The 23,860-nt window shown below is 69.1% G+C and carries 25 protein-coding genes; 15 read left to right on the top strand and 10 right to left on the bottom strand.

Annotation, left to right across the window (positions count from 1 at the left end):
- Positions 1-5: 5 nt before the first annotated feature.
- From ABZ420_RS06815 to ABZ420_RS06780, 8 genes are all read left to right on the top strand, one after another.
- Positions 6-617 (top strand): QsdR family transcriptional regulator, encoded by a 612-nt coding sequence (locus tag ABZ420_RS06815; protein WP_357117936.1) that lies wholly within the window; start codon positions 6-8, stop codon positions 615-617.
- A gap of 229 nt (positions 618-846) precedes the next feature.
- Positions 847-1,632 (top strand): GntR family transcriptional regulator, encoded by a 786-nt coding sequence (locus tag ABZ420_RS06810; RefSeq protein ID WP_357117933.1) that lies wholly within the window; start codon positions 847-849, stop codon positions 1,630-1,632.
- Positions 1,633-1,860, top strand: coding sequence for a ferredoxin family protein (locus ABZ420_RS06805; protein WP_043690033.1), 228 nt, complete (start codon positions 1,633-1,635; stop codon positions 1,858-1,860).
- A gap of 12 nt (positions 1,861-1,872) precedes the next feature.
- Positions 1,873-3,297, top strand: a complete 1,425-nt coding sequence (locus ABZ420_RS06800) for an ABC transporter substrate-binding protein (protein WP_357117930.1) — start codon at positions 1,873-1,875, stop codon at positions 3,295-3,297.
- Positions 3,294-4,151: an ABC transporter permease gene (locus tag ABZ420_RS06795; protein ID WP_357117927.1), complete on the top strand. Its 858-nt coding sequence runs from the start codon at positions 3,294-3,296 to the stop codon at positions 4,149-4,151. The genes ABZ420_RS06800 and ABZ420_RS06795 overlap by 4 nt, the downstream gene beginning before the upstream one ends.
- On the top strand, positions 4,148-4,888 hold the full coding sequence (locus tag ABZ420_RS06790; protein WP_357117924.1) for an ABC transporter ATP-binding protein: 741 nt from the start codon (positions 4,148-4,150) through the stop codon (positions 4,886-4,888). The genes ABZ420_RS06795 and ABZ420_RS06790 overlap by 4 nt, the downstream gene beginning before the upstream one ends.
- Entirely contained in the window at positions 4,885-7,593 is a 2,709-nt protein-coding gene (locus ABZ420_RS06785; protein WP_357117921.1) for a fumarate reductase/succinate dehydrogenase flavoprotein subunit, read from the top strand. Before ABZ420_RS06790 ends, ABZ420_RS06785 begins: the two co-directional genes overlap by 4 nt.
- Positions 7,594-7,710: 117 nt before the next feature.
- A complete protein-coding gene (locus tag ABZ420_RS06780; RefSeq protein WP_357117918.1) occupies positions 7,711-8,880 on the top strand; it encodes a MarP family serine protease in 1,170 nt (389 codons plus the stop codon).
- 6 nt (positions 8,881-8,886) lie between these two features.
- Here the strand turns inward: ABZ420_RS06780 and ABZ420_RS06775 are convergent, their stop codons facing one another.
- From ABZ420_RS06775 to ABZ420_RS06765, 3 genes are all read right to left on the bottom strand, one after another.
- Positions 8,887-9,468, bottom strand: a complete 582-nt coding sequence (locus ABZ420_RS06775) for an NAD-dependent epimerase/dehydratase family protein (RefSeq protein ID WP_357117915.1) — start codon at positions 9,466-9,468, stop codon at positions 8,887-8,889.
- A gap of 88 nt (positions 9,469-9,556) precedes the next feature.
- A complete protein-coding gene (locus tag ABZ420_RS06770; RefSeq protein ID WP_357117912.1) occupies positions 9,557-10,045 on the bottom strand; it encodes a GNAT family N-acetyltransferase in 489 nt (162 codons plus the stop codon).
- A 13-nt stretch (positions 10,046-10,058) separates the two neighbouring features.
- Positions 10,059-11,795, bottom strand: a complete 1,737-nt coding sequence (locus ABZ420_RS06765) for a GMC family oxidoreductase (RefSeq protein WP_357117910.1) — start codon at positions 11,793-11,795, stop codon at positions 10,059-10,061.
- A 140-nt stretch (positions 11,796-11,935) separates the two neighbouring features.
- Here ABZ420_RS06765 and ABZ420_RS06760 point away from each other — a divergent pair, with 140 nt between their 5' ends.
- Entirely contained in the window at positions 11,936-12,460 is a 525-nt protein-coding gene (locus tag ABZ420_RS06760; RefSeq protein WP_357118100.1) for a phosphoribosyltransferase, read from the top strand.
- Between the two features lie 116 nt (positions 12,461-12,576).
- On the opposite strand, the gene ABZ420_RS06755 is transcribed toward ABZ420_RS06760, so the two are convergent.
- Positions 12,577-12,945: a VOC family protein gene (locus ABZ420_RS06755; protein WP_357117907.1), complete on the bottom strand. Its 369-nt coding sequence runs from the start codon at positions 12,943-12,945 to the stop codon at positions 12,577-12,579.
- A gap of 62 nt (positions 12,946-13,007) precedes the next feature.
- Between ABZ420_RS06755 and ABZ420_RS06750 the strand changes: the two genes are divergently transcribed.
- The gene (locus ABZ420_RS06750; RefSeq protein ID WP_357117904.1) at positions 13,008-13,466 is read left to right on the top strand and encodes a MarR family transcriptional regulator; all 459 of its coding nucleotides are present in this window, start codon (positions 13,008-13,010) and stop codon (positions 13,464-13,466) included.
- A 30-nt stretch (positions 13,467-13,496) separates the two neighbouring features.
- On the opposite strand, the gene ABZ420_RS06745 is transcribed toward ABZ420_RS06750, so the two are convergent.
- Entirely contained in the window at positions 13,497-14,399 is a 903-nt protein-coding gene (locus tag ABZ420_RS06745; RefSeq protein ID WP_357117901.1) for a universal stress protein, read from the bottom strand.
- Positions 14,400-14,698: 299 nt separating this feature from the next.
- Between ABZ420_RS06745 and ABZ420_RS06740 the strand changes: the two genes are divergently transcribed.
- On the top strand, positions 14,699-15,565 hold the full coding sequence (locus ABZ420_RS06740) for a universal stress protein (protein WP_357117898.1): 867 nt from the start codon (positions 14,699-14,701) through the stop codon (positions 15,563-15,565).
- 122 nt (positions 15,566-15,687) lie between these two features.
- On the opposite strand, the gene ABZ420_RS06735 is transcribed toward ABZ420_RS06740, so the two are convergent.
- The 4 genes from ABZ420_RS06735 to ABZ420_RS06720 all read right to left on the bottom strand — a co-directional run bounded on the left by ABZ420_RS06735 (position 15,688) and on the right by ABZ420_RS06720 (position 18,940).
- Positions 15,688-16,083, bottom strand: a complete 396-nt coding sequence (locus ABZ420_RS06735) for a DUF302 domain-containing protein (RefSeq protein ID WP_357117896.1) — start codon at positions 16,081-16,083, stop codon at positions 15,688-15,690.
- Between the two features lie 103 nt (positions 16,084-16,186).
- Positions 16,187-16,486, bottom strand: a complete 300-nt coding sequence (locus ABZ420_RS06730) for a DUF3553 domain-containing protein (protein WP_357117893.1) — start codon at positions 16,484-16,486, stop codon at positions 16,187-16,189.
- A gap of 17 nt (positions 16,487-16,503) precedes the next feature.
- Positions 16,504-17,826: a RecQ family ATP-dependent DNA helicase gene (locus ABZ420_RS06725; RefSeq protein WP_357117890.1), complete on the bottom strand. Its 1,323-nt coding sequence runs from the start codon at positions 17,824-17,826 to the stop codon at positions 16,504-16,506.
- Positions 17,827-17,875: 49 nt separating this feature from the next.
- Positions 17,876-18,940, bottom strand: a complete 1,065-nt coding sequence (locus ABZ420_RS06720) for an acyl-CoA desaturase (protein WP_357118098.1) — start codon at positions 18,938-18,940, stop codon at positions 17,876-17,878.
- 228 nt (positions 18,941-19,168) lie between these two features.
- Here ABZ420_RS06720 and ABZ420_RS06715 point away from each other — a divergent pair, with 228 nt between their 5' ends.
- Together ABZ420_RS06715 and ABZ420_RS06710 are read left to right on the top strand one after the other, a co-directional pair.
- Positions 19,169-19,924, top strand: coding sequence for a ZIP family zinc transporter (locus ABZ420_RS06715; RefSeq protein ID WP_357117887.1), 756 nt, complete (start codon positions 19,169-19,171; stop codon positions 19,922-19,924).
- Between the two features lie 63 nt (positions 19,925-19,987).
- The gene (locus ABZ420_RS06710; protein ID WP_357117884.1) at positions 19,988-20,698 is read left to right on the top strand and encodes an SDR family NAD(P)-dependent oxidoreductase; all 711 of its coding nucleotides are present in this window, start codon (positions 19,988-19,990) and stop codon (positions 20,696-20,698) included.
- Between the two features lie 36 nt (positions 20,699-20,734).
- Here ABZ420_RS06710 and ABZ420_RS06705 read toward each other — a convergent pair whose 3' ends face one another.
- On the bottom strand, positions 20,735-21,673 hold the full coding sequence (locus ABZ420_RS06705; protein WP_357117881.1) for an AMP-binding protein: 939 nt from the start codon (positions 21,671-21,673) through the stop codon (positions 20,735-20,737).
- A gap of 158 nt (positions 21,674-21,831) precedes the next feature.
- Between ABZ420_RS06705 and ABZ420_RS06700 the strand changes: the two genes are divergently transcribed.
- Both ABZ420_RS06700 and ABZ420_RS06695 read left to right on the top strand, forming a co-directional pair.
- Positions 21,832-23,118 carry a helix-turn-helix domain-containing protein gene (locus tag ABZ420_RS06700; protein ID WP_357117878.1) on the top strand — a complete coding sequence of 429 codons (1,287 nt, stop codon included), beginning with the start codon at positions 21,832-21,834 and terminating at the stop codon, positions 23,116-23,118.
- A gap of 253 nt (positions 23,119-23,371) precedes the next feature.
- Positions 23,372-23,830: a hypothetical protein gene (locus ABZ420_RS06695; RefSeq protein ID WP_357117875.1), complete on the top strand. Its 459-nt coding sequence runs from the start codon at positions 23,372-23,374 to the stop codon at positions 23,828-23,830.
- Positions 23,831-23,860 lie beyond the last annotated feature (30 nt).

Raw genomic sequence — 23,860 nt, 5'->3', positions numbered from 1 at the left:
CCGCGGTGATCGATTCCAGTCAGCGGACCACCCGCCCTCCCGGCCGACCGGCCTCCGCGACCAGGGAACAGGTCATCGAGCACGCTCGCCGGGCGTTCCTGTCCGGTGAGCGCGTGGACATCCAGGCGATCGCCGGACAGCTCGGGCTCAGCCGCGCGTCGGTCTACCGCTGGTTCGGCTCTCGCGACGGCGTGCTCGGTGCGGTCCTGGCCGGGGAGTTCGAGGCGCTGCTCAGCCGGGCGGACGCCCGCCGTCGCTCCACCGGCGCGCGGCGCATCCTGGACGTGCTGTATCGGGTCAACCGGTGGATGACCGACAACGAACCGTTCCGGCGCTACTTCGAGAACGAGCCGCTGTCCGGGCTGCGCATCCTCACCGCGAGCGACGGGCCGGTACAGCCGCTGGTCGTCGGCACCGTCCAGGAACTGATCCTCCGCGCCACCGAAGAGGACGGATACCAACCGCCGCTGGAACCGGCGCTGCTGGCCTACACGCTGGTCCGCCTCGGCGAGGCGTTCCTCTACAACGACAACGTCGCCGGTATCCGCGGCGACGTGGACCGGTTGCACGAGGTGCAGGCGGCGCTGCTCGGCATCCCCGAGGCGATCGAGCCGTAGATATCTACGGCCCCCGATCGTAGATTCGCCCGGCGGGGGCCACGCGCCCCCGCTTTCGAATCGCTGTGATCGGAATTCGGCAGTCGGCGTCCTATGTGGCGTATTGGCCGGGCCGCCGCGTATATCGCCAGGTCGGGCCGCAGTGCGCCCGGCGCAATAACATCCCCTGATTTCCGTCGGCGTCGACGCGGGCGAATACGCCGCCGCCACCCCGTTATCGTCGCTATTCGTGCAGGTCAGCGATGGAAAGGCGGAAACGGTGGCAGCGGAACCCACGCCGGTGCGGCAGTTGCGCGCCGATCAGGCGCGGCGGGTGGCCGACATCCTGCGCCACCAACTGCACGCGGGCGCGTTCGACGGCGCGCTGCCGAGCGAACAAGAGCTGGCCGCCGAGTACGGCGCCTCGCGCAACACCGTCCGCGACGCCTTGGCGCTGTTGAAGGACGAGGGCTTGATCGACCGGGCGCCCAAGGTGGGCACCCGCGTGGCCACCCGCAAGTACGACCACGGGCTCGACGCCCTGCTCGGATTGCAGGAGACCTTCAAAGGCCACGGCACCGTGCGCAACGAGGTGCGCGCGGCGATGCACGTCGCCGCGCCGCCCGCCGTCGCGCGCAGGCTCGGTCTGGCGCCGGGCGAGCGGGTGGTCTATCTCGAGCGGCTGCGCTACCTCGCGGATCTGCCGTTGAGCCTGGACCTGACCTACCTCGTGCCCGACATCGGCACCGAGGTGCTCGGCCACGATCTCGAGCACACCGACATCTTCGTGCTGCTGGAACGCATCAGCGGCCGCTCGCTCGGCTCGGCCGATCTCGCCCTGGAAGCGGTGCCCGCCGACCCGCACACCGCCTCCACCCTCGACGTCCCCGGCGGCGCGCCGCTGCTGATGCTGGAACGGCTGACCCGGCTGGACGACGGCCGCCCGGTCGATCTGGAGTACATCCGCATGCGCGGCGACCGCATCACCATGCGCGGCAGCCTGACCCGCAGCACCCCCGAATGGAAGGTCCTCTAGATGGCACTCGTGAACCAGCGCGCCGACATCCCCGTCACCATCGACGAGTCGTTGTGTATCCAGGGCTGCACGCTGTGCGTGGAGATCTGCCCGCTCGACTCCCTGGCCATCAACCCCGACAACGGCAAGGCCTTCATGCACGTGGACGAGTGCTGGTACTGCGGTCCCTGCGCGGCCCGCTGCCCCACCGGCGCCGTCACCGTCAACATGCCCTACCTGCTCCGCTGATCTGGAAGACCGATGAAAGCAAAACTCGCCCCCGTCCTGCTCGCCGCCGCGCTCGCGCTGACCGGGTGCTCGCTGGAGCAGACCGACGACACCCCCGCCGGCACCGTGAAAGTGGTCGTCGGCTACCAATCGAAGACCATCAACACCGTCACCGCGGGCACCTTGCTGCGCGCGCAGGGCTACCTCGAGCGGCGGCTACAGAAGATCACCGACAACGGCGGGGCCAAGTATCAGGTCGAGTGGCAGGACTACGACACCGGCGCGCCGATCACCGCGCAGATGGTGGCCGAGAAGATCGACATCGGGTCGATGGGTGATTACCCGTTGCTGATCAACGGCTCCCGCACCCAGGCGGGCGAGCGCTCGCGCACCGAACTGGTGTCGGTCACCGGGTACAACCCCAAGGGCGCGCTGAACATGGTGGTGGTGCCGAACGACTCGGCGGCCACCGGCATCGGCGATCTGGCGGGGCGAAAGATCTCGGCCAGCGTGGGTTCGGCCGGGCACGGCACGCTGGTGCAGGCGCTGACGCGGGCCGGTATCGACCCGGCCAAGGGCGTGGAGGTGCTCAACCAGCAGCCGCAGGTCGGCGCGACCGCCCTGGAATCCCGTCAGGTGGGCGCGCTGTCCCAGTTCGTCGCGTGGCCCGGTCTGGTCGTCTTCCAGAACAAGGCCAAGCTGCTCTACGACGGCGCCGAACTCGGCGTGCCGACCTTCCACGGCGTGGTGGCCCGGCGCGCCTACGCCGCCGATCACCCGGAGGTGCTCCAGGCGTTCCTGGCCGCGCAACTGGACGCCACCCAGTTCCTGCGGGACGAGCCGTTCGAGGCCGCGAAGATCGTCGCCGACGGGTCCGGGCTGCCCCAGGAGGTGGTGTACCTCTACAACGGCCCCGGCGGAACCAGTTTCGACACCACGCTCGAGCCCAGCCTGATCGCGGCGCTCAAAGGCGATGTGGCGTACCTGAAGTCGATCGGCGATTTCGCCGACCTGGACATCGACCGGTTCGTCGACGACGCGCCGCTGCGCAAGGCGTTCGCGGAGACCGGCCGCGACTACGACCGCGAACTCACCGACACCGCCAACCCGACCCGCGTCACCGGCGCCGATCCCGTCTGCGGCAAGGCGGCGGAGAATCCCGCGCTGGCCGGCGAGTTGTGGCTGGACGGCGCGACGAAGCCGCAACCGGCCGCGGATCCGACCTGCCTGCTGCGCGCGGTTCAGGTCGCGAAAGCGCAGGGCAAGACGATCCGCGCCGCCTACATCCCGGATACCGAACTCGGCACCCGCTGGTTCGCAGACAAGTCGATCTGGCTGCGCGACGGGGACGGCTATCTGCCCTTCACCACCGCCGCGGCCGCGCAGCGCTACCGGCAGGCACATCCGTCCGCCACTCCGGTCACCTACGACCGAGCCGTCACGGAAGTACGCGGATGACCAGCGAACTCGCCGCCCCCGCGGTGCGGGCCACCGCGGAAACCACCGCGGTCGGCTCGGAGGCCGCCCCGGCGTGGCGATCGGCTTGGCGCTCGCGGCTGCTGCGCGTGGGCTCCGTCGCCGTCGCGGTCGGCCTGTGGCAGCTGCTCACGGTCAACAACGTGCGGGCGGGCCTGCGTTTCGACACGTTGCCGACCGTCACCGAGATCGTCGCCGAATTCGGCACCCAGTTGCGCGCCGACCAGTACTACCTGGACATCGCGCAGTCGCTGATCCGGATCGTCACCGGCTTCGGGCTGGCCGCGGTGGTCGGCGTGATCGCGGGCATCGGCCTCGGCCGCTCGCGGCTGCTCGCCGACACCTTCGGGCCGCTGGCCGAACTGGTCCGGCCGATCCCGGCCATCGCCCTGGTCCCGGTCGCGATCCTGCTGTTCCCCAGCGACGAATCCGGCATCGTGTTCATCACGTTCACCGCGTCGCTGTTCCCGGTGCTGGTGAGCACCAGGCACGCGGTGCGCGCACTGCCCACGATCTGGGAGGACGCGGTGCGCACCCTCGGCGCGTCCCGCCTGGACGTGCTCGCGCGCGTGGTGTTCCCCGGCATCCTGCCCGGCGTCTTCAGCGGACTGTCGGTCGGCGTCGGCGTGGCATGGATCTGCCTCATCTCCGCGGAGATGATCTCCGGACGTCTCGGCGTCGGCTACCGCACCTGGCAGGCCTACACCATCGTGGACTATCCGGCGGTGTTCGTCGGCATGATCACCATCGGCGTCCTCGGTTTCGCGACATCGGGGCTGGTCGAGCTGGCCGGCCGCCGTATCACCCGCTGGCTGCCCAGAGAGGTCGAAGCATGACCACAGTGATCGACGCACCGGCATCGACCGGAATGCGTCTGAGCCTCACCGGCGTCCGGATCGCCTACGGCGGCGAACCGGTGCTCGACGGACTCGATTTGGCGATCGCGCCCGGCGAGATCCTGGTCGTGGTCGGCAAATCCGGCTGCGGCAAGTCGACCTTGCTGCGCGCGATCGCCGGACTGCGCGCCCCGGAGGGCGGAGCCATCCTGGCCGACGGCGACCGCGTGCGCGGCCCCGCGGCCGACCGCGCCCTGGTGTTCCAGGACGACGCGCTGCTGCCCTGGCGCACCGTGCGGCAGAACATCGAACTCGCCCTGCGCCTGCGCGGCACGCCCCGGGCCGAGCGCAGAGCCACCGCGCTGCACTGGGTGGACGAAGTCGGGCTCACCGGGTACGCCGACTATCTGCCGCGCGACCTGTCCGGCGGCATGCGCCAGCGCGTCCAGCTGGCGCGCAGCCTGGCCGCCGCGCCGCGCGCCGTGCTGATGGACGAGCCGTTCGGCGCGCTGGACACCCAGACCAGGGAAACCATGCAGCGCTTGCTCATCCAGACCTGGCGCGCCCATCCCACCACCATCGTCTTCGTCACCCACGACCTCGACGAGGCCCTCCTGCTCGGCGACCGCATCGCCGTGCTCGGCGGCGCCACGCTGCGGGCGCTGGTACCGGTGCCCGGGCCGCGCGAGGCGATCGACCGGGCCGCGACGAAGGCCGAGATCCTGGAGAAACTGTGAACATTCCGCCGCTGTCGGAACGAATCCGGCTGGACTGCGACGTGCTCGTCATCGGGGGCGGCACGGCGGGCACGATGGCCGCGCTCACCGCCGCCGAGCAGGGTGCGAACGTGCTGCTGCTGGAGAAGGCGCACGTGCGGCACTCCGGTGCGCTGGCCATGGGCATGGACGGCGTGAACAACGCCGTGATCCCAGGCAAGGCCGAACCGGAGGACTACGTCGCCGAGATCACCCGGGCCAACGACGGGATCGTCGACCAGCGCACCATCTATCAGACGGCGACGCGCGGCTTCGCCATGGTGCAGCGGCTGGAGCGCTACGGCGTGAAGTTCGAGAAGGACGAGTACGGCGAGTACGCGGTGCGCCGGGTGCACCGTTCCGGCTCGTACGTCCTGCCGATGCCCGAGGGCAAGGACGTCAAGAAAGCGCTGTATCGCGTTCTGCGTCAACGCAAGATGCGCGAGCGGATCCGCATCGAGAACCGGCTCATGCCGGTGCGTGTGCTCACCGAGGGCGGGCGCGCCGTCGGCGCCGCCGCCCTGCACACCCGCACCGGTGAATTCGTCGCCGTCGCCGCGAAAGCGGTGATCCTGGCCACCGGGCCGTGCGGCAGGCTCGGGCTGCCCTCCAGCGGATACCTGTACGGCACCTACGAGAATCCGACGAACGCGGGCGACGGCTACTCGATGGCCTACCACGCGGGCGCCGAACTCAGCGGCATCGAATGCTTCCAGATCAACCCGCTGATCAAGGACTACAACGGCCCGGCCTGCGCCTACGTCGCCAATCCGTTCGGCGGCTATCAGGTCAACGCCGACGGTGAACGCTTCGTCGACTCCGACTACTGGTCGGGACAGATGATGGCCGAGGTCAAGCGGGAGATCGAATCCGCGCGCGGACCCATCTATCTCAAGGTGTCGCACCTGCCCGACGAGACGCTGAGCACGCTGGAAGGCATCCTGCACACCACCGAGCGCCCCACCCGCGGCACCTTCCACGCCAACCGCGGCCACGACTACCGCACCCACGACATCGAGATGCACATCTCCGAGATCGGCCTGTGCAGCGGGCATTCCGCTTCCGGCGTGTGGGTCGACGAGCACGCGCGCACCACGGTGCCCGGCTTGTACGCGGCGGGCGATCTGGCGTGCGTGCCGCACAATTACATGATCGGCGCGTTCGTCTTCGGCGATCTCGCCGGCGCGCACGCCGCGTCCACCCTGGACGAGGTCGCCGCGCCCACCGAGCTGCCCGAGGACCAGCTGGCCGCGGCCCACGAGTTGATCTACCGGCCGCTGCGTCAACCGGACGGGCCGCCGCAACCGCAGGTCGAATACAAGCTGCGGCGTTTCGTGAACGACTATGTCGCGCCGCCCAAGACCGCGGCCAAGCTGAGCATCGCGGTGGAGACCTTCGACCGGATGCGCGCGGAGGTCGAGGGCATCGGCGCGCGCACCCCGCACGAGCTGATGCGCGCGGTGGAGGTGTCGTTCATCCGCGATTGCGCCGATATGGCCGCCCGCAGCTCGCTGACCAGGACCGAATCCCGTTGGGGCCTCTATCACGAGCGCGCCGACCTACCCGAACGCGACGATGTCGAATGGCGATACCACCTCAACCTGCGCAAGAACCCCGACGGAACCATGGCGTTCCTGAAGCGCCCGGTGGCGCCGTACCTGGTGCCCGTGCCCGGGCTCGACGACCTGCCCTCGGCCGATGCCGAGGCGGTGCCGGTGCACCAGCCGCACCGGATCGCAGGCCGTGCGCCGCATACCGGCGCAGGCGCTGAGCAGGAGCGGACCGGAGCCGCTGCTACGCAGTCCGCCACTCCCCCATCACCCCGGATCGTCGCGTTGCTCGCGCTCGACGAGCCCACCGTGGAGCAATTGTCGGCTTATCTGACCGATCCCGACGCGGGCGTCCGGGCCGCGGCGATCTCGGTGCTGAGCGAGCACACCCCGGAGGGCTTCTCGATCGCCCTCGGCGAGGCCTTGGACGACGAAGCGGCCTCGGTCCGGCGTGCGGCCGCGGCCGGTCTGCGCGAGCTCGTCGAAGTGCTGCCCTCCGCGGAAGGGCTTGCCGACCGGCTCGGTTCGGCCGATCCCGTCGTGCGGTCCACCGTGATCGATCTACTGCGCGCGCTGCGGGCGGGTGAGGCCGCGCAGTATCGCGCCGCCTTGGCGGACGGGGATCATCGCGTCCGCATCGAAGCGGTCCGCGCGCTGGTGTCGCTGAACGATCGTGACGGCGTCGCCACCCTGGCCGCCGACGACAACCGGGAAGTGCGGATCGCCGTCGCCCACGGCCTCGCCGCCATCGGCGACGGCGGACTCGAGGTGATCCGTCGCCTCGGCGACGACCACGACCCGCTGGTGTGTGCCGCGGCGCTCACCGCGTTCGCACAGGTGGGTGGCGAACCCGCGGACGTCACCGCACTGGACGCCGCTCTGCGCCATTCGGCCTGGCAGATCCGTCAAGGTGCGGCGCGCGGGCTCGCGGGCGCCGACCCGGACCTCGCGGTGCCGATTCTGGCCGCCGCCCTGCACGATCCGCATCTCGACGTCCGCAAGGCGGCGGTGCTGTCGCTCTCGGCGTGGCCGCACCTGCCCGCCGCGCACGACGCGCTGCGCGCCGCGATCGACGACACCGATGCCGACGTGCGCGCGTATGCCCGGCGGGCGCTGGCCGCCCAGCCCACGGCCTAGGGCAACATGGTTGCCGCAGCTCGAATCGCTGATTAAATTAGCGGCTCGACCGTTGCCGACGCGCTAACCAGGGTATAGCCGGGTGGTGACGGGGCGGCCGACGACGAGTCCGCGCCGTTGTCCATCAGCAGCGACGGGAGTGTGGCGTTGACCGTGCCGAACTGGCTGGATCTGGCCGTGCTCGGCATCCTCGCGGTCGCGGCGGTGCTCGGCTGGCGCCGTGGCGCCATCGTGGGGCTGCCCGGCTTCGCGGGTGGATTGGCGGGGGCGATCCTCGGCGCGGCGCTGTCGGCGGCGGTGCTCGGTCAGCTCGCTCCGGGCGCCGTGCGGCTCCTCCTGGTGCTGATGCTGATCGTCGGGTTGGTCGCGTTCGGCGCGGTCGCCGGGCACCGGGCCGGACAAGCCGCGCTCGCGGCGGTTTCCGATCCCCGCACGCGGCGCGTCGACGCCCTCTGCGGCTGCCTCGTTCATGTGCTCGCGGTCCCGCTGGTGGTGTGGCTGTTCGCCGCGCCGGTGGAATCCGCAGCCCTGGTGCGTGATTCGACCACCGTGCGGACCGTGGACGACGTCGCGCCGTTCTGGCTGTCCGGGCTGTCGGAGGTGCTCACCGGGCCGATCATGGAGGCCGGGCTCGGCCTCCCGCTAGCGCCGCCCGATCCCGGCATCCTCGACGGGCCGATGCCCGCCGAACTGCGGGCGAGCGTGCTGCGGATCCAGGACCTCGCACCGATCTGCGGTGTGCGCCAATCCGGCTCCGGATTCGTCATCGCGCCGGAGCGGGTGCTGACCAACGCGCACGTCGTCGCAGGCTCCAGCAAGGTCTCCGTCGACGCCCCGACCGGATCGCTCACCGCCGATGTCGTGCAGTTCGATCCGACCATGGACATCGCGGTGCTCGCCGTCCCCGGTCTCGCCGCGCCCGCCCTCACCGTCGCGCCCGAGCCCGCCGGTCCCGGCGCCGACGCCATCGCGCTCGGCTATCCGCGGGGCGGGTCCTACACCGCGTCCGCCACCCGGGTGCGCAGCCGGGCCGCGCGTCAGGTACGCGACATCTACCGCACCGGTCTCGGCGAACGCGAGATCTACACCGTGGACGGGTCGATCCAGCACGGCAATTCGGGCGGACCGCTGGTCGACCGCGCCGGCCGCGTGCTGGGCATCGTGTTCGGTGTCGACGAGAACAACAGCAACGTCGGGTTCGCCACGAGCCTGCCGGAGGTCCTCGATCGGCTCGACCAAGCATGGCGATCCGACCGGCCGGTCGACACCGGCCCCTGCGCCTCCTGACCGGTGTCAGGACGCGTCGGCGACGATCACCACTCCGCTCGAGGCGTCCAGCAGCGGAATCGTGCGCTCCGCGGCGTCGTCGACGTGCACGCGCGGGTGCGTGGGCAGTTCGGTCTCGTAATAGGTGCCCGGACCGTAGAACTGGCCGTACTTCACCACCACACCGTCGAAGTCCAGCACGGCGGCTTCGTGCTCCTGGATCGCCGCACCCCGTCCGGGCGGCAGCTCCCACGCGATACTCTGCGCGAGAAAGCGTTTCGCACCGGCCGCCCGCGCGGCGGCGATCAAGTTGCGGGTGCCCTCGGTGCGGATGCGCGAGTTGGCCTCGGCCCGCTCCGGCAGCAGCGCCACGTCGTCCGGCAGGTCGGTGAGCTGATGCATCACCATGTCGGAGCCGAACCCGACCACGGCGGCGGTCAAAGCATCCACGTCGTAGACGTCGCATACCACCGGCTCGGCGCCGGCCGCCCGCAACCGGTCGGCTTTCGCCGCCGACCGGGTCATCCCCGCCACCTCGTGTCCCGCCGCGAGCAGCGGAAGCAGGCGGACGCCGATCACGCCGGTCGCCCCGGCCAGGAAGATGCGCACGGTGTTCATTTTGCAGCGCCCGCGGTGCTGCGTGTTCGCCGGGATGGGTTTGTTCCGCCACCAGGTCACGCGCGGGCAGAACAGCGGGTCAACCGCAGCTCACCCAAGCGGTGACCGCGTTGTGGTCCACCGCGTAGTCGATTCCGCGGGCGGCCAGCATGCGCAACACGGCCGTGTTGTCCGCCGTCGTGCTCACGAAGACCTTCGCGTACCCCTCTGCTCTCGCCCGCTCGAGCAGTCCGCCGAGCACCGCGGTCCCGATGCCCGCTCCCCTGCGGGAACGGCCGATCCATACGCCGGCTTCGGCGGCTCCCGGCGCGTCGGGCAGCGGACACAGGCGTGCCGCCCCGACCACATCGCCGTCCACTCGGATGCCGTAGGTCGACTCGATCGGCGGACTCGCCAGCGCCCGGCCTCGGTGGAACGCCAGGAAGCCCGCTGTCCGGTCGGCATCCCAGCCGCCACCCGGCTGCTCGACCGGCATCACCTCGCCCGGCTCCGCGTCCGCCACGGCCGCGCGCAGCAGATCGGTGAGGCATCGCTCGTCGAGCGGTTCCAGGGTGACATGGACGGGCACAGCGCCGATCCTGTCACCGGATCCGACCACGCGCGACCGTATTTCCACCCGCTCGGACCGGAGTGATCGGCAGCCGCAGCGCGCCCGGCGCGGCGACGGGGACCACCGGATTCTTCGGTTCGATCGCAGCGAGCCTGCGGTAGGCGGTCCCGAGGGGCGGGCGCGGGTCGTCCTCGCCCTTGTTCGGCCACAGCGCCATGGCGCGTTCGGCTTGGGCGGTGATGGTCAGCGAGGGATTCACGCCCAGGTTCGCCGAAATGGTCGACCCGTCGGTGATGTGCAGGCCGGGATAGCCGTAGACCCGGTGATACGCGTCGACGACGCCGGTCTCGCGCGAGTCGCCGATGGCGCAGCCACCGATGAAGTGGCCGGTGATCGGAATGTTCATCAGCTCGGTCCACGCGCCCTGCGGCAGGCCGCCGATCTTCTCGGCGATCCGCCTGGTCACTTCGTGGCCCTCCGGAATCCAGGTCGGCGGCGCGGTGCCGTCGCCCGGCTTGGTCGTCATCCGCCTGCCGAACAAGCCGCGCTTGGTGTAGGTCACGATCGAGTTGTCCACGTTCTGCATGACGAGCACGCCGATGATGCGCTCCGACCAGCGCCGGGGATTGTGCAGCCGATGCAGGTGACGGCGCTGCGCGATGAGTTCCCGCACCCCAAGCCACCAGCGGGCCCTGCCTTCCTGGCCGTCCACGAGCACGGTGGTCAGCAAACTCATCGCATTGCTGTCCTTGCCGTAGCGGACCGGCTCGATATGGGTGTACTCGTTGGGGTGGATGGACGAGGTGATCGCGACGCCCTTGGTGAAGTCGGAGTCCTTGCGCAGGGAGCGCGCCCCGAGCACCGCTTCGGAGTTGGTGCGGGCCAGATGGCCCAGCCGGGGCGAGACATGCGGCAAACTGCCGTTCTCGCGCAATCGGTGCAGCAGCTTCTGGGTGCCGAGCGCGGCGGCCGCGAAGATCACCTGATCGGCGGTGAAGGTCTGCCTCTCCTTGCGCACCCACCGTCCGGTGCGCACCGTCCGCACTTCGTAACCGCCCTCCGGTCGTGGCCGCACGTCGGTCACGGTGGTGAGCGGATGCACTGTCGCCCCCGCCTTTTCGGCCAGGTAGAGGTAGTTCTTCACCAGGGTGTTCTTCGCGCCGTGCCGGCAGCCGGTCATGCACTCGCCGCAGTGCGTGCAGGTCGAGCGCGCCGGTCCGGCGCCGCCGAAGAACGGGTCGGCGACCTGCTGACCCGGACGGGAATCGTTGTCCGCGAACAACACTCCGACCGGTGTGCGGCGATAGGTGTCGCCGATGCCCATCTCCTCCGCGACTTCGCGCAGAATCCGGTCGGTGGGTGTGGTCGCCGGATTCTGGGTGACGCCGAGCATGCGTTTGGCCTGGTCGTAATACGGCGTCAGCTCGTCGCGCCAATCGGTGATGTGCGCCCACTGTTTGTCGCGGTAGAACTTCTCCGGCGGCTCGTACAGCGTGTTGGCGTACACCAGCGACCCGCCTCCGACTCCCGTTCCGCTCATGATGAAGGTGTCGTTGAGCAAGGTCATCCGCTGGATGCCGTAGCAGCCGAGTTTCGGCGCCCACAGGTACTCGCGCAGATGCCAGGAGTTCTTCGCGTACTCGTCGTCGGCGAACCGCCTGCCCGCCTCGAGCACACCGACCCGGTATCCCTTCTCGGTCGCTCGCAGTGCGGCCACGCTGCCGCCGAAGCCGGAACCGATGACGAGCACGTCGTAGTGGCTGTCCATGCGCTCGAGCGTATGGCGGCAAACACGCAGGCCGGACGAGAGATACGGACGGGATATCGAGATTTCCGGCCATCTTCCCGTTCCGCTTCCCACCGCGGCGAGCAACCCGCCGGGAAACCACGGCGGCCCTCGTATGCTCACTGCGTCGCGTCCAGCGAGAGGGAGAGCCTGCGACGGATCGCGAAGTACTGACCTGGGAATCGTTCGGTTCCGCGAGCCGGGAACTCGCCGCGGCCATCGCGGCGGACGGCTTCGAGCCCGATCTGATCCTGTCGATCGCCCGGGGCGGGCTGTTCGTGGCGGGCGCCCTCGGCTACGCCTTGGACGTGAAGAACCTGCACGTGATGAACGTGGAGTTCTACACCGGTATCGACCAGCGCCTGGAACTGCCGGTGATGCTGCCGCCGGTGCCGCAGACCGTGGATCTGGCCGGCGCCACGGTGCTGGTCGCCGACGACGTCGCCGACACCGGCGCCACCCTGAAACTGGTTCGCGACTTCTGCTCCGGCAAAGTCGCCGAGGTGCGCTGCGCGGTGATCTACCAGAAGCCGTGGTCGAAGGTCGACAGCGAGTACGTGTGGCGGCGCACCGACCGGTGGATCAATTTCCCCTGGTCCACCGAGCCGCCGGTAGTGCAACGCCGGCCACGCGTGCTCGACGCGTAACCCGGTTGTGCGGCGCTGTCGCCGGGACATCGCGGCAGCCGAGCCGGTGCGAAATGTCGCCGGATGGGGCGACTCTCGCGGACATGACATGGATCCGTCCGGTGGCGTCGGGCCGATCAGACGCGGTCGTGGAGCGTGACCTGGTAGCCGTCGGGGTCGGCGAAGGTGAATGTCCGACCGAAGGGGCCGTCGATCGGCGCGGAGACGATGGTGTGACCGTCGGCGACGAGGGCATCGTGAATGGCCTGGACGTTTGTTGCGTGCAGCCAGATCGCGGCACCGATGCCGGGCTGAGCAACAGAGGCGAGATCGGTGCCGGGGACGACGTCGCGGAGTGCGAACGCGATCGGTTTCGTCTCGAAGACGACGGCGTGCGGAGGTCCGGTCTGCGAGCGGACGAGGCCGAGGTACTGCTCGTAGAACGCCTGTGAAGCGGCAAGGTCGCGCGCTTGGAGCGAGATGAAGTCGGGGCCGGTGACGGGCATGATGATGCTCCTCATTCTGTGTCAGTTTTCTGACACCGATGAATCTATGTCAGAATGCTGACATGAGTCAAGACGGTGCGGGCGTCGACCTGGAGACGTCACTGGGCTACCTGCTGAAAGAGGCCTCGAGCACCCTCCGCGTGGCCATGGAGGAGGTGCTGCGGCCACTCGGGATGAGCGTGACGCACTACTCCTGCCTGGAGCTGCTGGCTCAACGACCAGGCCTGTCGAACTCCGAGCTCGCGCGGGGCGCGTTCGTGACACGGCAGTCGATGAACGTGCTACTCCAAGCTCTGGAACGAGACGGCTACGTGACAAGGCCCGCGGAGGCACCCGTCGGAAAGGTACTTCCCACGCGGCTCACGCCTCGCGGACGGCGGAGCCTCGAGAAGGCGACCGTAGCGGTCCGGTCCGTCGAGGTCAGAATGCTGGCCGGCCTGAGCGAAACCGAGCAGTCGAGCGCGTTCCGGATCCTGCGGAGCATGATCCATTCCCTGCGCGATGGCAACGACGCTGCATAGCTCGTTGCCGTCCGAACGTCGGCCGTCACCTCACCGTGAACGAACGACGATCATCGGCACCTCCACCGAGTGCAGCAGCGCGTTGCTGGTCGACCCCAGCACGGTGCTCGCGAATCCACCTCGACCGCGCGTACCCACGATCACCAGTTGCGTATCCGCCGACTGCTCCAGCAGGGACCGCACCGGCCGATCCGCCGTGACGACGCGCCGCACAGTGACGTCCGGATAACGCTCCCCCCACCCCACCAGGCTCTCGGCCAAGACCGCCTCCGCCGATTCGCGGGCCGCGTCCCACCCTCGGGCAGGCATGTCCAGACCGCTGGTATCGCTCCATGCGTGCAGCGCGACGAGGTCGACCTTCCGCCGAGATGCCTCCTCGAAGGCGAGTTCGACCGCGGGCACGCTGTTGCCGGTGCCGTCGACGCCGACGAGCACCGGTTGGCGGGCCGACACCGCGTCGATCGCGGACATTCCATGGATCACCGCGACCGGGCAATGCGCGTGGTGGGTGGTCGCGGTACTCACCGAACCCAGCAGGCCACGCTGGAACGCACCGAGCCCGCGGCTGCCGACCACCAGCATCCGCGCGTGCGCGGACCGTTCGATGAGCAGCGGGATGGCCAGCTCGAAACTCACCTCGGTGGTGATCGCGGGTTCGTCGCCGGGTGCGGCTGTCCGCGCCACCCGCGCGGCCTCGGCGAGGATTCGGTCGCCGTCGCGGCGCAGCCACTCCAGGTCGGCTTCGCCCAGCGAGATACCCGGCCCGAAACCGGTGGGTATGGCCATGGACGTGATGATGTGCAGCGCGCAACGGTGCAGCGCCGCTTCGGCCGCCGCCCAGGCCACCGCTTGATACGAACTGGCCGACCCGTCCACCGCCGCCAGGATCGCAGAGTTCGATTGTGTTGCGCGCGAGACCTTGTCGATGTCCATGCCGTCTTCCTTTCCACTCCGCGTGCACTGCGGCCACTTCGAGCATCGAGCCTCGGGTGGGTCATCGGCAGAGACGAAGGTCCTTCCCCGGAGGGGACCTCGGACACTGGATCACGGTTCTTGCGGTAGGTCGGCAGCGCCGGATACCGCTGCTTCTGCGGCCCGGGCCTGCTGCCGAAAGCCCTTCGCATCCGGGACCAACGCCAGGCGTGGGCGGCCTCGCCGATCCCTACTCTTCGAGTACACGCCATGCCCACTGCCCGGTCATGGCCGCCCATCAGGTTCAGAAAGCGAAAGTCATGTCTGCCGACCCCGAGAATCCCCCCGTCCTCGTCGGCGTCGACGGGTCGGAGTCCGCGCTCGCCGCCGTGCGCTTCGCAGCGGCCGCCGCGGCCCACCGCCACGCACCGCTGCACATCATCGACTCGATTCCCGCGCCGGCCGATTTCGGACCGGGCGTCGCACTCGAGCAGATCGACTTCGACAGTTACCGCGCGCAGGCGACCGCGGCACTCGAGGCCGCGCGGGCAGCCGCCGCGACAGCCGCCGCCCCGCTCGGCGAACTCGACATCACCACCGAATTGGCCGAAGCACCGCCGATCCCGCTCTTACGCGATCGATCCGAGAACGCGCGACTGCTCGTGGTCGGCACCCATGGGCTGGGCGTCTTCAGCCGCAGCATTCTCGGTTCGGTGAGCACCGCGCTGGCCAGGCACGCCGCATGCCCGGTCGCCGTGGTTCCCGTCGATGTCGAGCATGCGGACGGCCCGGTGGTGGTGGGCGTTGACGGCTCGCCGTGCAGTGCGCGCGCCGTCGAGATCGCCTTCGAGGAAGCCGCCCACCGTAGCGCCGAACTGGTCGCGGTCCACACCTGGTCGGAGTTCTTCCGCTACGACTCGCGCGCCGAGATTCGGCAGGAGGGGGAGGTATTGCTCTCCGAGAGCCTGGCCGGGTACGGCGAGCGCTATCCGCAGGTGCCGGTGCGGCGAGTGGTGGTCGAAGACCGCCCCGCCAGACGACTGCTCGAGGTGGGCGCGAACGCGCGGCTGATCGTCGTGGGCAGCCACGGGCGCGGCGGTTTCGCCGGAATGACCCTCGGTTCGGTGAGTCAGGCGGTGCTGCACGGGGCCTCGGTGCCCGTGCTCATCGCCAGATCGCAGAGCTGACCACCTCGTCCAAACGAACGGGTCATCCCGCGCGGGCAGGAATCGAGTTCACCAGCCGAACCGTGTCGCCGCGCGCCGGCCGTGCGGTCCGCTCCGGGCACATCTCGATCGAGGGAATGCGGTCAATCCAGGGAGTCGATGGCAGCCTGTAGCTTGCCGGCCGCTTGCGTGGCTACCGATTGCAGGGCCGGTTCGTTCGTGACCTCGACCAACAGTTGCGGATTCATCGCTTCCACGAGGATCTCGGCGTCCGAGTCGGGGTTCCGGCGCACGACGACATTGCAGGGCAGCAGGAGCCCGATCTGCCGGTCGATACCGACCGCCTCGTGGGCCAGGGATGGATTGCAGGCCCCGAGGATCAGGTAGTCCTCGATGTTCTCGTCGAGTTTGGCTTTCAGAGTGGCTCGGATGTCGATCTCGGTGAGGACGCCGAATCCCTGCTCGCTCAGGGCGGTCCGGGTCCGGGCGACGGCGTCGTCGAAGCTGGTGTGCAACGTGGTGGACAGTCCCAGGTTCATGGTGCGGTCCTTCCGTGAAAGGGATGATTCGGGTTCCCGCCGTCGGCGGCTCGGCCGTTGAGCTATCCGCGCACCCCGCGACCGCCGTCGCCCACCACCTCGCTCAGCCTCGGGTGAGAAGGTCGTGCTTACGCACTTCGGGCAGGGACAGGGTCTTGTATCCGAGTTCCTCGAACAGCACCGTGATGCGATCGGCTTCGGCGGACATGATGCTCCCGGCGCCCCAATCACGGTGCCGCACAGCACTGTGCACCGGGAACTCGTCGGCGTCCGGTGAGCGCCGCGCGGCGGTTCCGGCATCGCAGGTGTCGCAGTTGCCGCACGGGTCGAGCAGTTGCTCACCGAAGTAACCGAGCAAATGCTGTCGCCTGCACCCTGTCGTCTCGGCGTAGCCGCGCATCATCTCGATGCGCGAGCGGGTCAGTTCTTCGTAGGCCCGCGCGGCCTCCGCCGCCTGCTCGACCGCCTGGCCGGGTGTACGCCCGGAATCCGCTGCGAGCAGGCCGGCTTCGGTGGTGGTGATCGCGCCGACCTGTTCGAGCAGGTTGATCGCCCTCGTGCACCGAGCGGGGGCGGCGGCGACCTGGAGCTGGGACGGCCGGACGGGATGGCCGTGCCGTACAGAGCGTGTGCCACTTCGGCGATGGTGTCCTCGGGGGCCGTCGTCGCGGTGAGGAACTTCTGCAGGCTCAGATCCTCGGGACGGTAGAACAACTGGATCTCGGCGGCCTCGCCGTCACGTCCGGCGCGGCCGATCTGCTGATAGTAGGAGTCCAGCGCATCCGGAACCGACGCGTGGAGGACGAAACGGACATCGGGCTTGTCGATGCCCATGCCGAAGGCCGAGGTGGCCACGATCACGTCGATCGCGTCGGCGAGGAAGTCCTGATGCACCTGCTCGCGGGCAGCGGCCCTCATTCCCGCGTGGTAGGCCGCTACCCGGATGCCGGCCGCCGCTGCTTCCGCGGCATAGAACTCGCTGTCTCTGCGGCTGGCCACGTACACGAGGCCGCGGCACGTCGCCGGGTCGGAGGTCAGTGTTCGGATGCGGGCGATCACGGCGTCGCGCTTGTCGGCGCCGTCGATGAATCGGTCGACAGCCAGGCGCAGGTTCGGCCGATCGAAACCGGCTGCCACTTCGCCAGGGTCGCGCATGCCCAGCCGCGCCACGATATCGCGGCGGACCGGCGGTGCGGCGGTCGCCGTCAAGGCGATCACCCTGGGATGCCCGAGGCGATCGATCACCGGAGCGAGCCGCAGGTAGTCCGGCCGGAAGTCGTGTCCCCACGCCGAAACGCAATGCGCCTCGTCCACCACGAACAGGGCAACCCGCAGGGCGGCCAGGTCGTCGACCAGATCTTCGTTGGCCAGTTGCTCCGGCGAGAGGAAGATGTATCCGGCATCGCCACGGCGCAGAGCGTCCCAGGCCGCTCGGCGCTGGCTCTTGCTCTGGGTGGAGTTCAACGCGACGGCATCCGGAGCACGGCTGTCCTCGATGCTGTCGATCTGATCGTTCTGCAACGCGATGAGCGGAGACACCACCACGGTCGGACCGTCCAGCAGCAATGCGGGCACCTGATAGATCGCCGACTTACCGGCGCCGGTCGGCAGCACGACCAGCACGTCCTTACCGGCCATGACCTGCTCCATGGCCCGCAACTGCTCGTCGTGCAGGTGCGCCCAGCCGAACTTCTCGGCGGCCAGACTTCGCAGGCGGCTGTCGTATTCGGACGAGGTCGTCACCGGCTGGGCATACCACCACCGCCACGGCGGAAACGTCGGTGCGGGGGGGTCAACCGACCCGATCTGCCGCCGTGCCTGCCGAGGGCTCGATCGGACCGACAGGGGTGAGCGGCCGAGCGAGTCGACCGACACTGTGCAGGTGGCGCAGCGCGTGGACATAGGAGTCCAGGAGGCCGGTCTGGCAATAGGGCAGCCCGCGCTCGGCGCAGAACTCCGCGACCAGCGGCTGGGCTCGGCGCAGGTTGGGCCGGGGCATGGACGGGAACAGGTGATGCTCGATCTGATAATTCAGGCCACCCAGGGCCGTATCGATGAGCAGGCTGCCGCGGACGTTGCGGGAGGTGAGCACTTGACGTCGCAGAAAGTCCTTCGAGTCGTCGGCCGCCAGCACCTCCATCCCCTTGTGGTTGGGCGCGAAGGTGCAGCCCATGTAGAGCCCGAACAGGCCCTGGTGCACGAGGATGAAAATCACGGCCTCGGCCGGGGACAGGACCAGGAACACCGCGCAGAGGTACCCGGTGGCGTGCGCGGCGAGCAACAGGCCCTCCCAGGCGCGGTGCGGGATGTCCCATCGCAGCACCGCACGGGCGCTCGCGTAGTGCAGGCTCCAGCCCTCCAGTAGCAGCATCGGAAAGAACAGCCAGGCCTGGTTCCGGAAAATCAGCCGCCGCAGGCCCCGGGCCGCGTGTGCTCGATCGCCGGAATGCGCCAGCACACCCATGACGTCGGGGTCGGCGCCCTCGGTGTTCGGGTGTGCGTGGTGCCGGTTGTGATTGCTGGTCCACCAGCCGATGCTCACCCCGATACCGAGGTTGCCGAAGAGCACGCCGTACCAGTAGTCGGCGCGCCGGGTGCCGAAGATCTGCCGGTGTCCGGCATCGTGGCCGAGGAAGGCGATCTGGGCGAACACCGCGGCCAGGAACGCGGCGACGCCCAGCTGCCACCACGAGTCGCCGACCACCACGAACGCCGTCCACCCGGCCGCGAACGCCACGGCGGTGAGCGCGCTCTTCCAGAGGTAATACCGCCGCCGCCGTCCCAGCAGTCCCGCGCCCCGCACTCGGCGCAGCAACACCGCGTACTCGCTGCCACGCGCGGGCGCAGCACTTTCCATCACCACGGGCCGCCTACCGTCCTGCTCTCGTCGTTGTCCGCCGGACCTCATCCGACCATTGGTGTCCGATCGCAAGTCAAGCACAGAACAGCTCAACCCCTCGGGAGAACAGAATGCCGCGCAGCGGCAGCGCCTCGTTTCCGAACCCGACAGTAAGGGTAGCTCGGACAGGGAGTCAGCGATGATCCGCGCTGGTTCCCGCGGTTCGAGCAGTGAGGAGACGGTCGGGTGTCAGGGTTGTGGGCTGCGGGCGGGTGGGGGTTGCTGGCCGGATCCGCCCTGCTGATAGGGGCTTTGGTGGGATTCTTGGCGCACGTCCCGACGAAGATCGTGGCGAGCGTGATGGGGTTCGGCAGCGGCGTCCTGCTGTCGGCGGTGTCGTTCGAGTTGATCACCGACGCGCACGAACGCGCCGGATTGCCGCCCACCGCGCTCGGCGCCGTGTCCGGTGCGGTGATCTATACCCTCGCCAACCTCGCTCTTGCCCGCCGCGGCGCTCGCCACCGCAAGCGTTCGGGAGACCAGCAACCCAGCGAAGCCGAACAGTCCGGCTCCGGCACGGCCATCGCGTTGGGCGCGCTACTGGACGGTGTGCCCGAGTCCATCGTCATCGGGACCAGCTTGCTCGGCGGCAAGGCCGTCAGCGCCGTCACCGTGGCCGCGGTGTTCATCAGCAATATCCCCGAGGGCCTGTCCAGCGCGGCCGGTATGCGCCGCGCCCACCGCCACCCGCGTTACGTTTTCGGCTTGTGGGGCGGGATAGCGGTGATCAGCGGCGTGTCCGCCATGGCGGGTTACGGATTTCTCGGCGACGCCGCGCCCGCCGTGCTCGCGGCGATCACCGCCCTGGCCGCGGGCGCGATCCTGGCCATGATCACCGACACCATGATTCCGGAGGCGTTCGAGGACGCCCACCTGTGGGTCGGGTTGATCACGGTGGCGGGTTTCCTCACCGCCTTCGCGCTGTCCCAGCTCGACCACTAGGGCTGGGTCATGTTCGGGGAGGGCTTGACTTCGAGCGCGCTCCAGCTCTTAGCGTCGGTGATCATGACGACAACACTGATCACCGGAGCGAACAAGGGGCTCGGTTTCGAGGCCGCCCGCAGACTCCTCGCCGCGGGCCACACCGTCTACCTCGGCAGCCGCGACGCCCAGCGGGGGCGCCGGGCCGCCGAACAGTTGGGCGCGCGGCCGGTGCGTCTGGATGTCACCGACGACGCGTCCGTGGCGGCCGCCGTCGCGACCATCGAGGCAGATGGAGGCCTGGACGTATTGGTCAACAACGCCGGCATCGCACCGGAATGGAGCGCCACCGACACCGTGACCGGCGCGGCGGGCCTCACCGCCGAATTGATGCGGCAGACATTCGAGACGAACGTCTTCGGCGCGGTGCGCGTCCTGCACGCGTTCCTGCCGCTGTTGCGGCGTTCCACCGCCCCGGTCGTGGTCAATGTCAGCAGCGGCCTGGCCTCGCTGAGCAGGCTCACCACCCCGGGCACCCCCGCGTATGCCTACCCGGGCATCGCCTATCCGGCATCGAAAACCGCGGTCAACGTCCTCACCGTGCAGTACGCGAAGGCGTTTCCGGAAATGCGGATCAACGCGGTGGAGCCCGGGTTCACCAAGACCGACCTGAACGGCGGAACCGGCCACCAGACCGTGGAGCGCGGCGCGGAGATCATCGTGCGGATGGCGCAGGTGGGTCCCGACGGGCCCACCGGGGGCTATTTCGATGCCGAAGGCACCCTTCCGTGGTGAGTGTCGAATCGGGCGGCGTTCAGGCGTGCGGCCATCTCACGGCGGCGCGGCGTAGGTGCGGCGCGGGCGTCGTCTCGTCGCCACCGGTGACCGGATCGAATCCGCTCGCGCGATGACCTCGCTCAACCCGTATCCGTTGACGATGGGAATGGCATAGCGGTGTTGGAACCTGGTGCGTAGTTCGATGTCGGCCGGTGCCGTGCAGCAGAGGGCGAAGCGCACCGACGAGGTATCGGTCCGCGTCCGGCCGGGCAACTCGGACAGCGCCGCGTACAGGCCCGGGACCGCGGAGGCGTAGGTAGGACGGATTCGCTCGATCCGGTCCAGGAAAGACCTCGGATCGAGGGGTCCCGCCATGGTCGCGCGCCCTCCGGCGGCCAATGGCGACAACGCGCCCAGCACGATGCCGCAGATCTGCCGCATCGGCAGGGTCGACAAGCTGTGGTCGGCATCGGCGAGGGCGAAGACCTTGATCACCAACTGGCACATCGCCCCGAGGTTGCGGTGGTCGAGCACCGCTCGGCTGCTGCCGCCGCCGTAAGTGATCAGCGCCGGTGCCTCCAAGCCCGGCCACGCCGCTTCTGTGACGTCGTGTTCCGCCCCGCCGATCGCCGGGACGGGCGGGACGACCCGGACCGGACCGGAAGTCACCGGAGAGCGGCGGGTGACCAGCACCTTGGGACCCGCGTCCGCAATCCGGGAGCCCGCTTCCGCGTCGGTAGTCGTCGGGTCGATCACGGCGGCCGTGGCGCCCAGGCGCCAGGTCGCGAACAGCGCGACCACGAGGTCGACGGCGCCGGGCAGCATGATCGCGACGACGTCGCCCCTGGTGATGTCCGCGGCGCGCAGGCGGGAGGCCGCGCGCTGCACGGCGGCCAGAAATTCGCTGTTGTCCAGTTCGATGCTGTCATCGGCAAGGGCCGGCGCCTGTGGAGCGGCGATGGCCCGGCGGTCCGGAAGGGTCGAAAGCGTCATGCGATGTCCTCAACCACGGTGTAGGGGATTCGAATAACCACGGTAGAAAGCACGGCCCGGTTCGACACCGTCGTGCAACGATCAAATACCCGGCTTGTTTCGTCCCCGGAAGACAACATCGGCTTCGCGATTCACCACGAAGTAACTACGATCACCTGGTGACGAGTTTTCGGCGGAACGGTGAGGCCGAAGTCGACCGTTGTGTCACGACGATCGCCGCTCGCATGCAGGCGCGGGTGGCGGACATCAGCGCGAGTATTCATCAAGCCCTCGAAGAGGGGATACCCGAACTGCGCGCGGACGCCCATACCGTCGAACTACTGGGGGCCAGTGTGCGGGGCAATGTCGACACGATGCTGCACGCGCTGAACCACGACATTCCCGCCACGCGAATCGACCTGCCCGCGGCAGCCGACGAGTACACCAGGCGTCTGGCCCGGCGCGGCGTCCCGCTCACCGCCCTGGTTCGCGCGTATCACCTCGGCCAGCGGCGAGCAACCGAATTGGTCTTCGCCGAATTACAGGTCGCCGCCATCGCGCCGGTCGATCGGTTTCTGGTCGGACGGGCCATCGCCACCCGGCTGTTCGTATATCTCGATCGAGTCATCCAGCAAGTCGTGGCCGTCTATGAAGGCGAGCGCGAGCAGTGGTTGGAAACCCGCAACAGTGTTCGCGCGCTGCGTGTGCGCGAATTGCTGGCGGGTGAGAAAGCCATCGATATCGACGGCACGAGCGAGCAGATCCGCTATCCACTGCGTTGGCACCACCTGGCGCTCATCGTGTGGTATCCCGAGACCGGCGCCCATGGGAACGAGCTTTCCCAACTGCAACGGTTCGTCCGCGCCTCGGCCGAGAAGGCGGGAACCGCCGCTGGTCCGCTGTTCGTCGCCGACGATCAGCTCAGCGGCTGGGCCTGGCTGCCGTACCGTTCGGCACGGCCCGACGCCGTCGCCGACGTCCGTGGTTTCGCGACCGCCCAACGCGACGCCCCGTGGGTCGCGATCGGCACGATGGCCCCGGGAGTACCGGGGTTTCGCCGGTCTCATCGCCTGGCGCGAGGCGCACGTTCCGTCGCCTTGGCGCGGGGAGAGGCCGAACCTGCCGTCATCGCGGCCGAGGACCCAGGATTGTCGGTGGCGGCCCTACTGGGCAGCGGCATCGCGGAACTCCGGGAATGGGTCGGCGATGTGCTCGGCGGCCTCGCCTCCGACACCGGCAACGACGCGCGGCTTCGCGAGACACTCCAGGTCTTCCTGCGCACCGGATCGAGTTACAAGACCGCCGCCGCAGAGCTCGACCTGCACGCCAACTCGGTGAAATACCGCGTCGGACGGGCGATCTCGCGACGTGGCAGGCCGATCACCGAGGACCGGCTCGACATCGAACTCGCCCTGCTCATCTGCCACTGGTACGGACCGTCGGTACTGCTGGCGGACGGGGCGTGAGCAGCCGCGGTCACTCAACCGGCACAACAGATCCGCACTGCCGATCTCCCCGTACCTCCGGGCGAGCAGCTTCACCAGCAACTCCGTCAACGCTTCTCGCTCGGGGGCGGCTGGCTTCGGAGACCGACAGAAGTTCTGCGAACGATCAGGATTCGAGAAGCGCTGGTCACCGAGCCGGAACTACCGTCATCGGCACGGAGGTCCGCCCGGTGCATCGCCGGGCCGCGGATGGATCGCAGGCAGAGGAGGACGCATGACTTGGAACGAGCGGGTTCGACGGACACACCGGTGGCTTGCCATCGTCTTCACGGCGACGATCGTGGTCACCGTCGTCACCTTGGCGCTGAAGGGTCCGGTCTGGGTGTCCTACGTGCCGCTGGCACCACTCGCCTTGCTGCTCTTGTCCGGTCTCGGCATCTTCGTGTTGTCGTATGCCGCTACGCGACGAAGCCGAGCCGCGACCATCCCGCAGGCCGGGGCTGCCCGCGCCTCCGCACCACGGGTCCGGCAACTGCACCGTGGGTCGGGCATACTCTTCGTCGCGACGGTCCTCGCCACCTTCGTCGCCTTGGCCCAGGAGCAGCCGATCATCTGGGTGTCCTACCTGCCGCTGCTCCCGCTCGCCCTGCTCCTGTTCTCCGGTCTGTACATGCTGGTAAATCCGTATTCCGTCCGGCGGCGCAGCGCCCGCCGGGCCCCGCAGCCGGGCTGAGGATCACGGGACGAGTTCGTGGCGAATTTC

Origin of the sequence: Nocardia sp. NPDC005745 (genome assembly GCF_040630775.1) — a bacterium.
Taxonomy (GTDB): Bacteria; Actinomycetota; Actinomycetes; order Mycobacteriales; family Mycobacteriaceae; genus Nocardia.
This window is presented reverse-complemented; position numbering and strand designations above follow the sequence as displayed.

Excerpts from the sequence above, each read along its gene's own strand:
- ABZ420_RS06805 (WP_043690033.1), top strand. The coding sequence starts at position 1,633 with ATGGCACTCGTGAACCAGCGCGCCGACATCCCCGTCACCATCGACGAG.
- ABZ420_RS06800 (WP_357117930.1), top strand. The coding sequence starts at position 1,873 with ATGAAAGCAAAACTCGCCCCCGTCCTGCTCGCCGCCGCGCTCGCGCTG.
- ABZ420_RS06795 (WP_357117927.1), top strand. The coding sequence starts at position 3,294 with ATGACCAGCGAACTCGCCGCCCCCGCGGTGCGGGCCACCGCGGAAACC.
- ABZ420_RS06790 (WP_357117924.1), top strand. The coding sequence starts at position 4,148 with ATGACCACAGTGATCGACGCACCGGCATCGACCGGAATGCGTCTGAGC.
- ABZ420_RS06765 (WP_357117910.1), bottom strand. The coding sequence starts at position 11,795 with ATGGACAGCCACTACGACGTGCTCGTCATCGGTTCCGGCTTCGGCGGC.
- ABZ420_RS06755 (WP_357117907.1), bottom strand. The coding sequence starts at position 12,945 with ATGCCCGTCACCGGCCCCGACTTCATCTCGCTCCAAGCGCGCGACCTT.
- ABZ420_RS06750 (WP_357117904.1), top strand. The coding sequence starts at position 13,008 with ATGAGTCAAGACGGTGCGGGCGTCGACCTGGAGACGTCACTGGGCTAC.
- ABZ420_RS06745 (WP_357117901.1), bottom strand. The coding sequence starts at position 14,399 with ATGGACATCGACAAGGTCTCGCGCGCAACACAATCGAACTCTGCGATC.
- ABZ420_RS06740 (WP_357117898.1), top strand. The coding sequence starts at position 14,699 with ATGTCTGCCGACCCCGAGAATCCCCCCGTCCTCGTCGGCGTCGACGGG.
- ABZ420_RS06735 (WP_357117896.1), bottom strand. The coding sequence starts at position 16,083 with ATGAACCTGGGACTGTCCACCACGTTGCACACCAGCTTCGACGACGCC.
- ABZ420_RS06730 (WP_357117893.1), bottom strand. The coding sequence starts at position 16,486 with ATGATGCGCGGCTACGCCGAGACGACAGGGTGCAGGCGACAGCATTTG.
- ABZ420_RS06720 (WP_357118098.1), bottom strand. The coding sequence starts at position 18,940 with ATGGAAAGTGCTGCGCCCGCGCGTGGCAGCGAGTACGCGGTGTTGCTG.
- ABZ420_RS06710 (WP_357117884.1), top strand. The coding sequence starts at position 19,988 with ATGACGACAACACTGATCACCGGAGCGAACAAGGGGCTCGGTTTCGAG.
- ABZ420_RS06705 (WP_357117881.1), bottom strand. The coding sequence starts at position 21,673 with ATGACGCTTTCGACCCTTCCGGACCGCCGGGCCATCGCCGCTCCACAG.
- ABZ420_RS06695 (WP_357117875.1), top strand. The coding sequence starts at position 23,372 with ATGACTTGGAACGAGCGGGTTCGACGGACACACCGGTGGCTTGCCATC.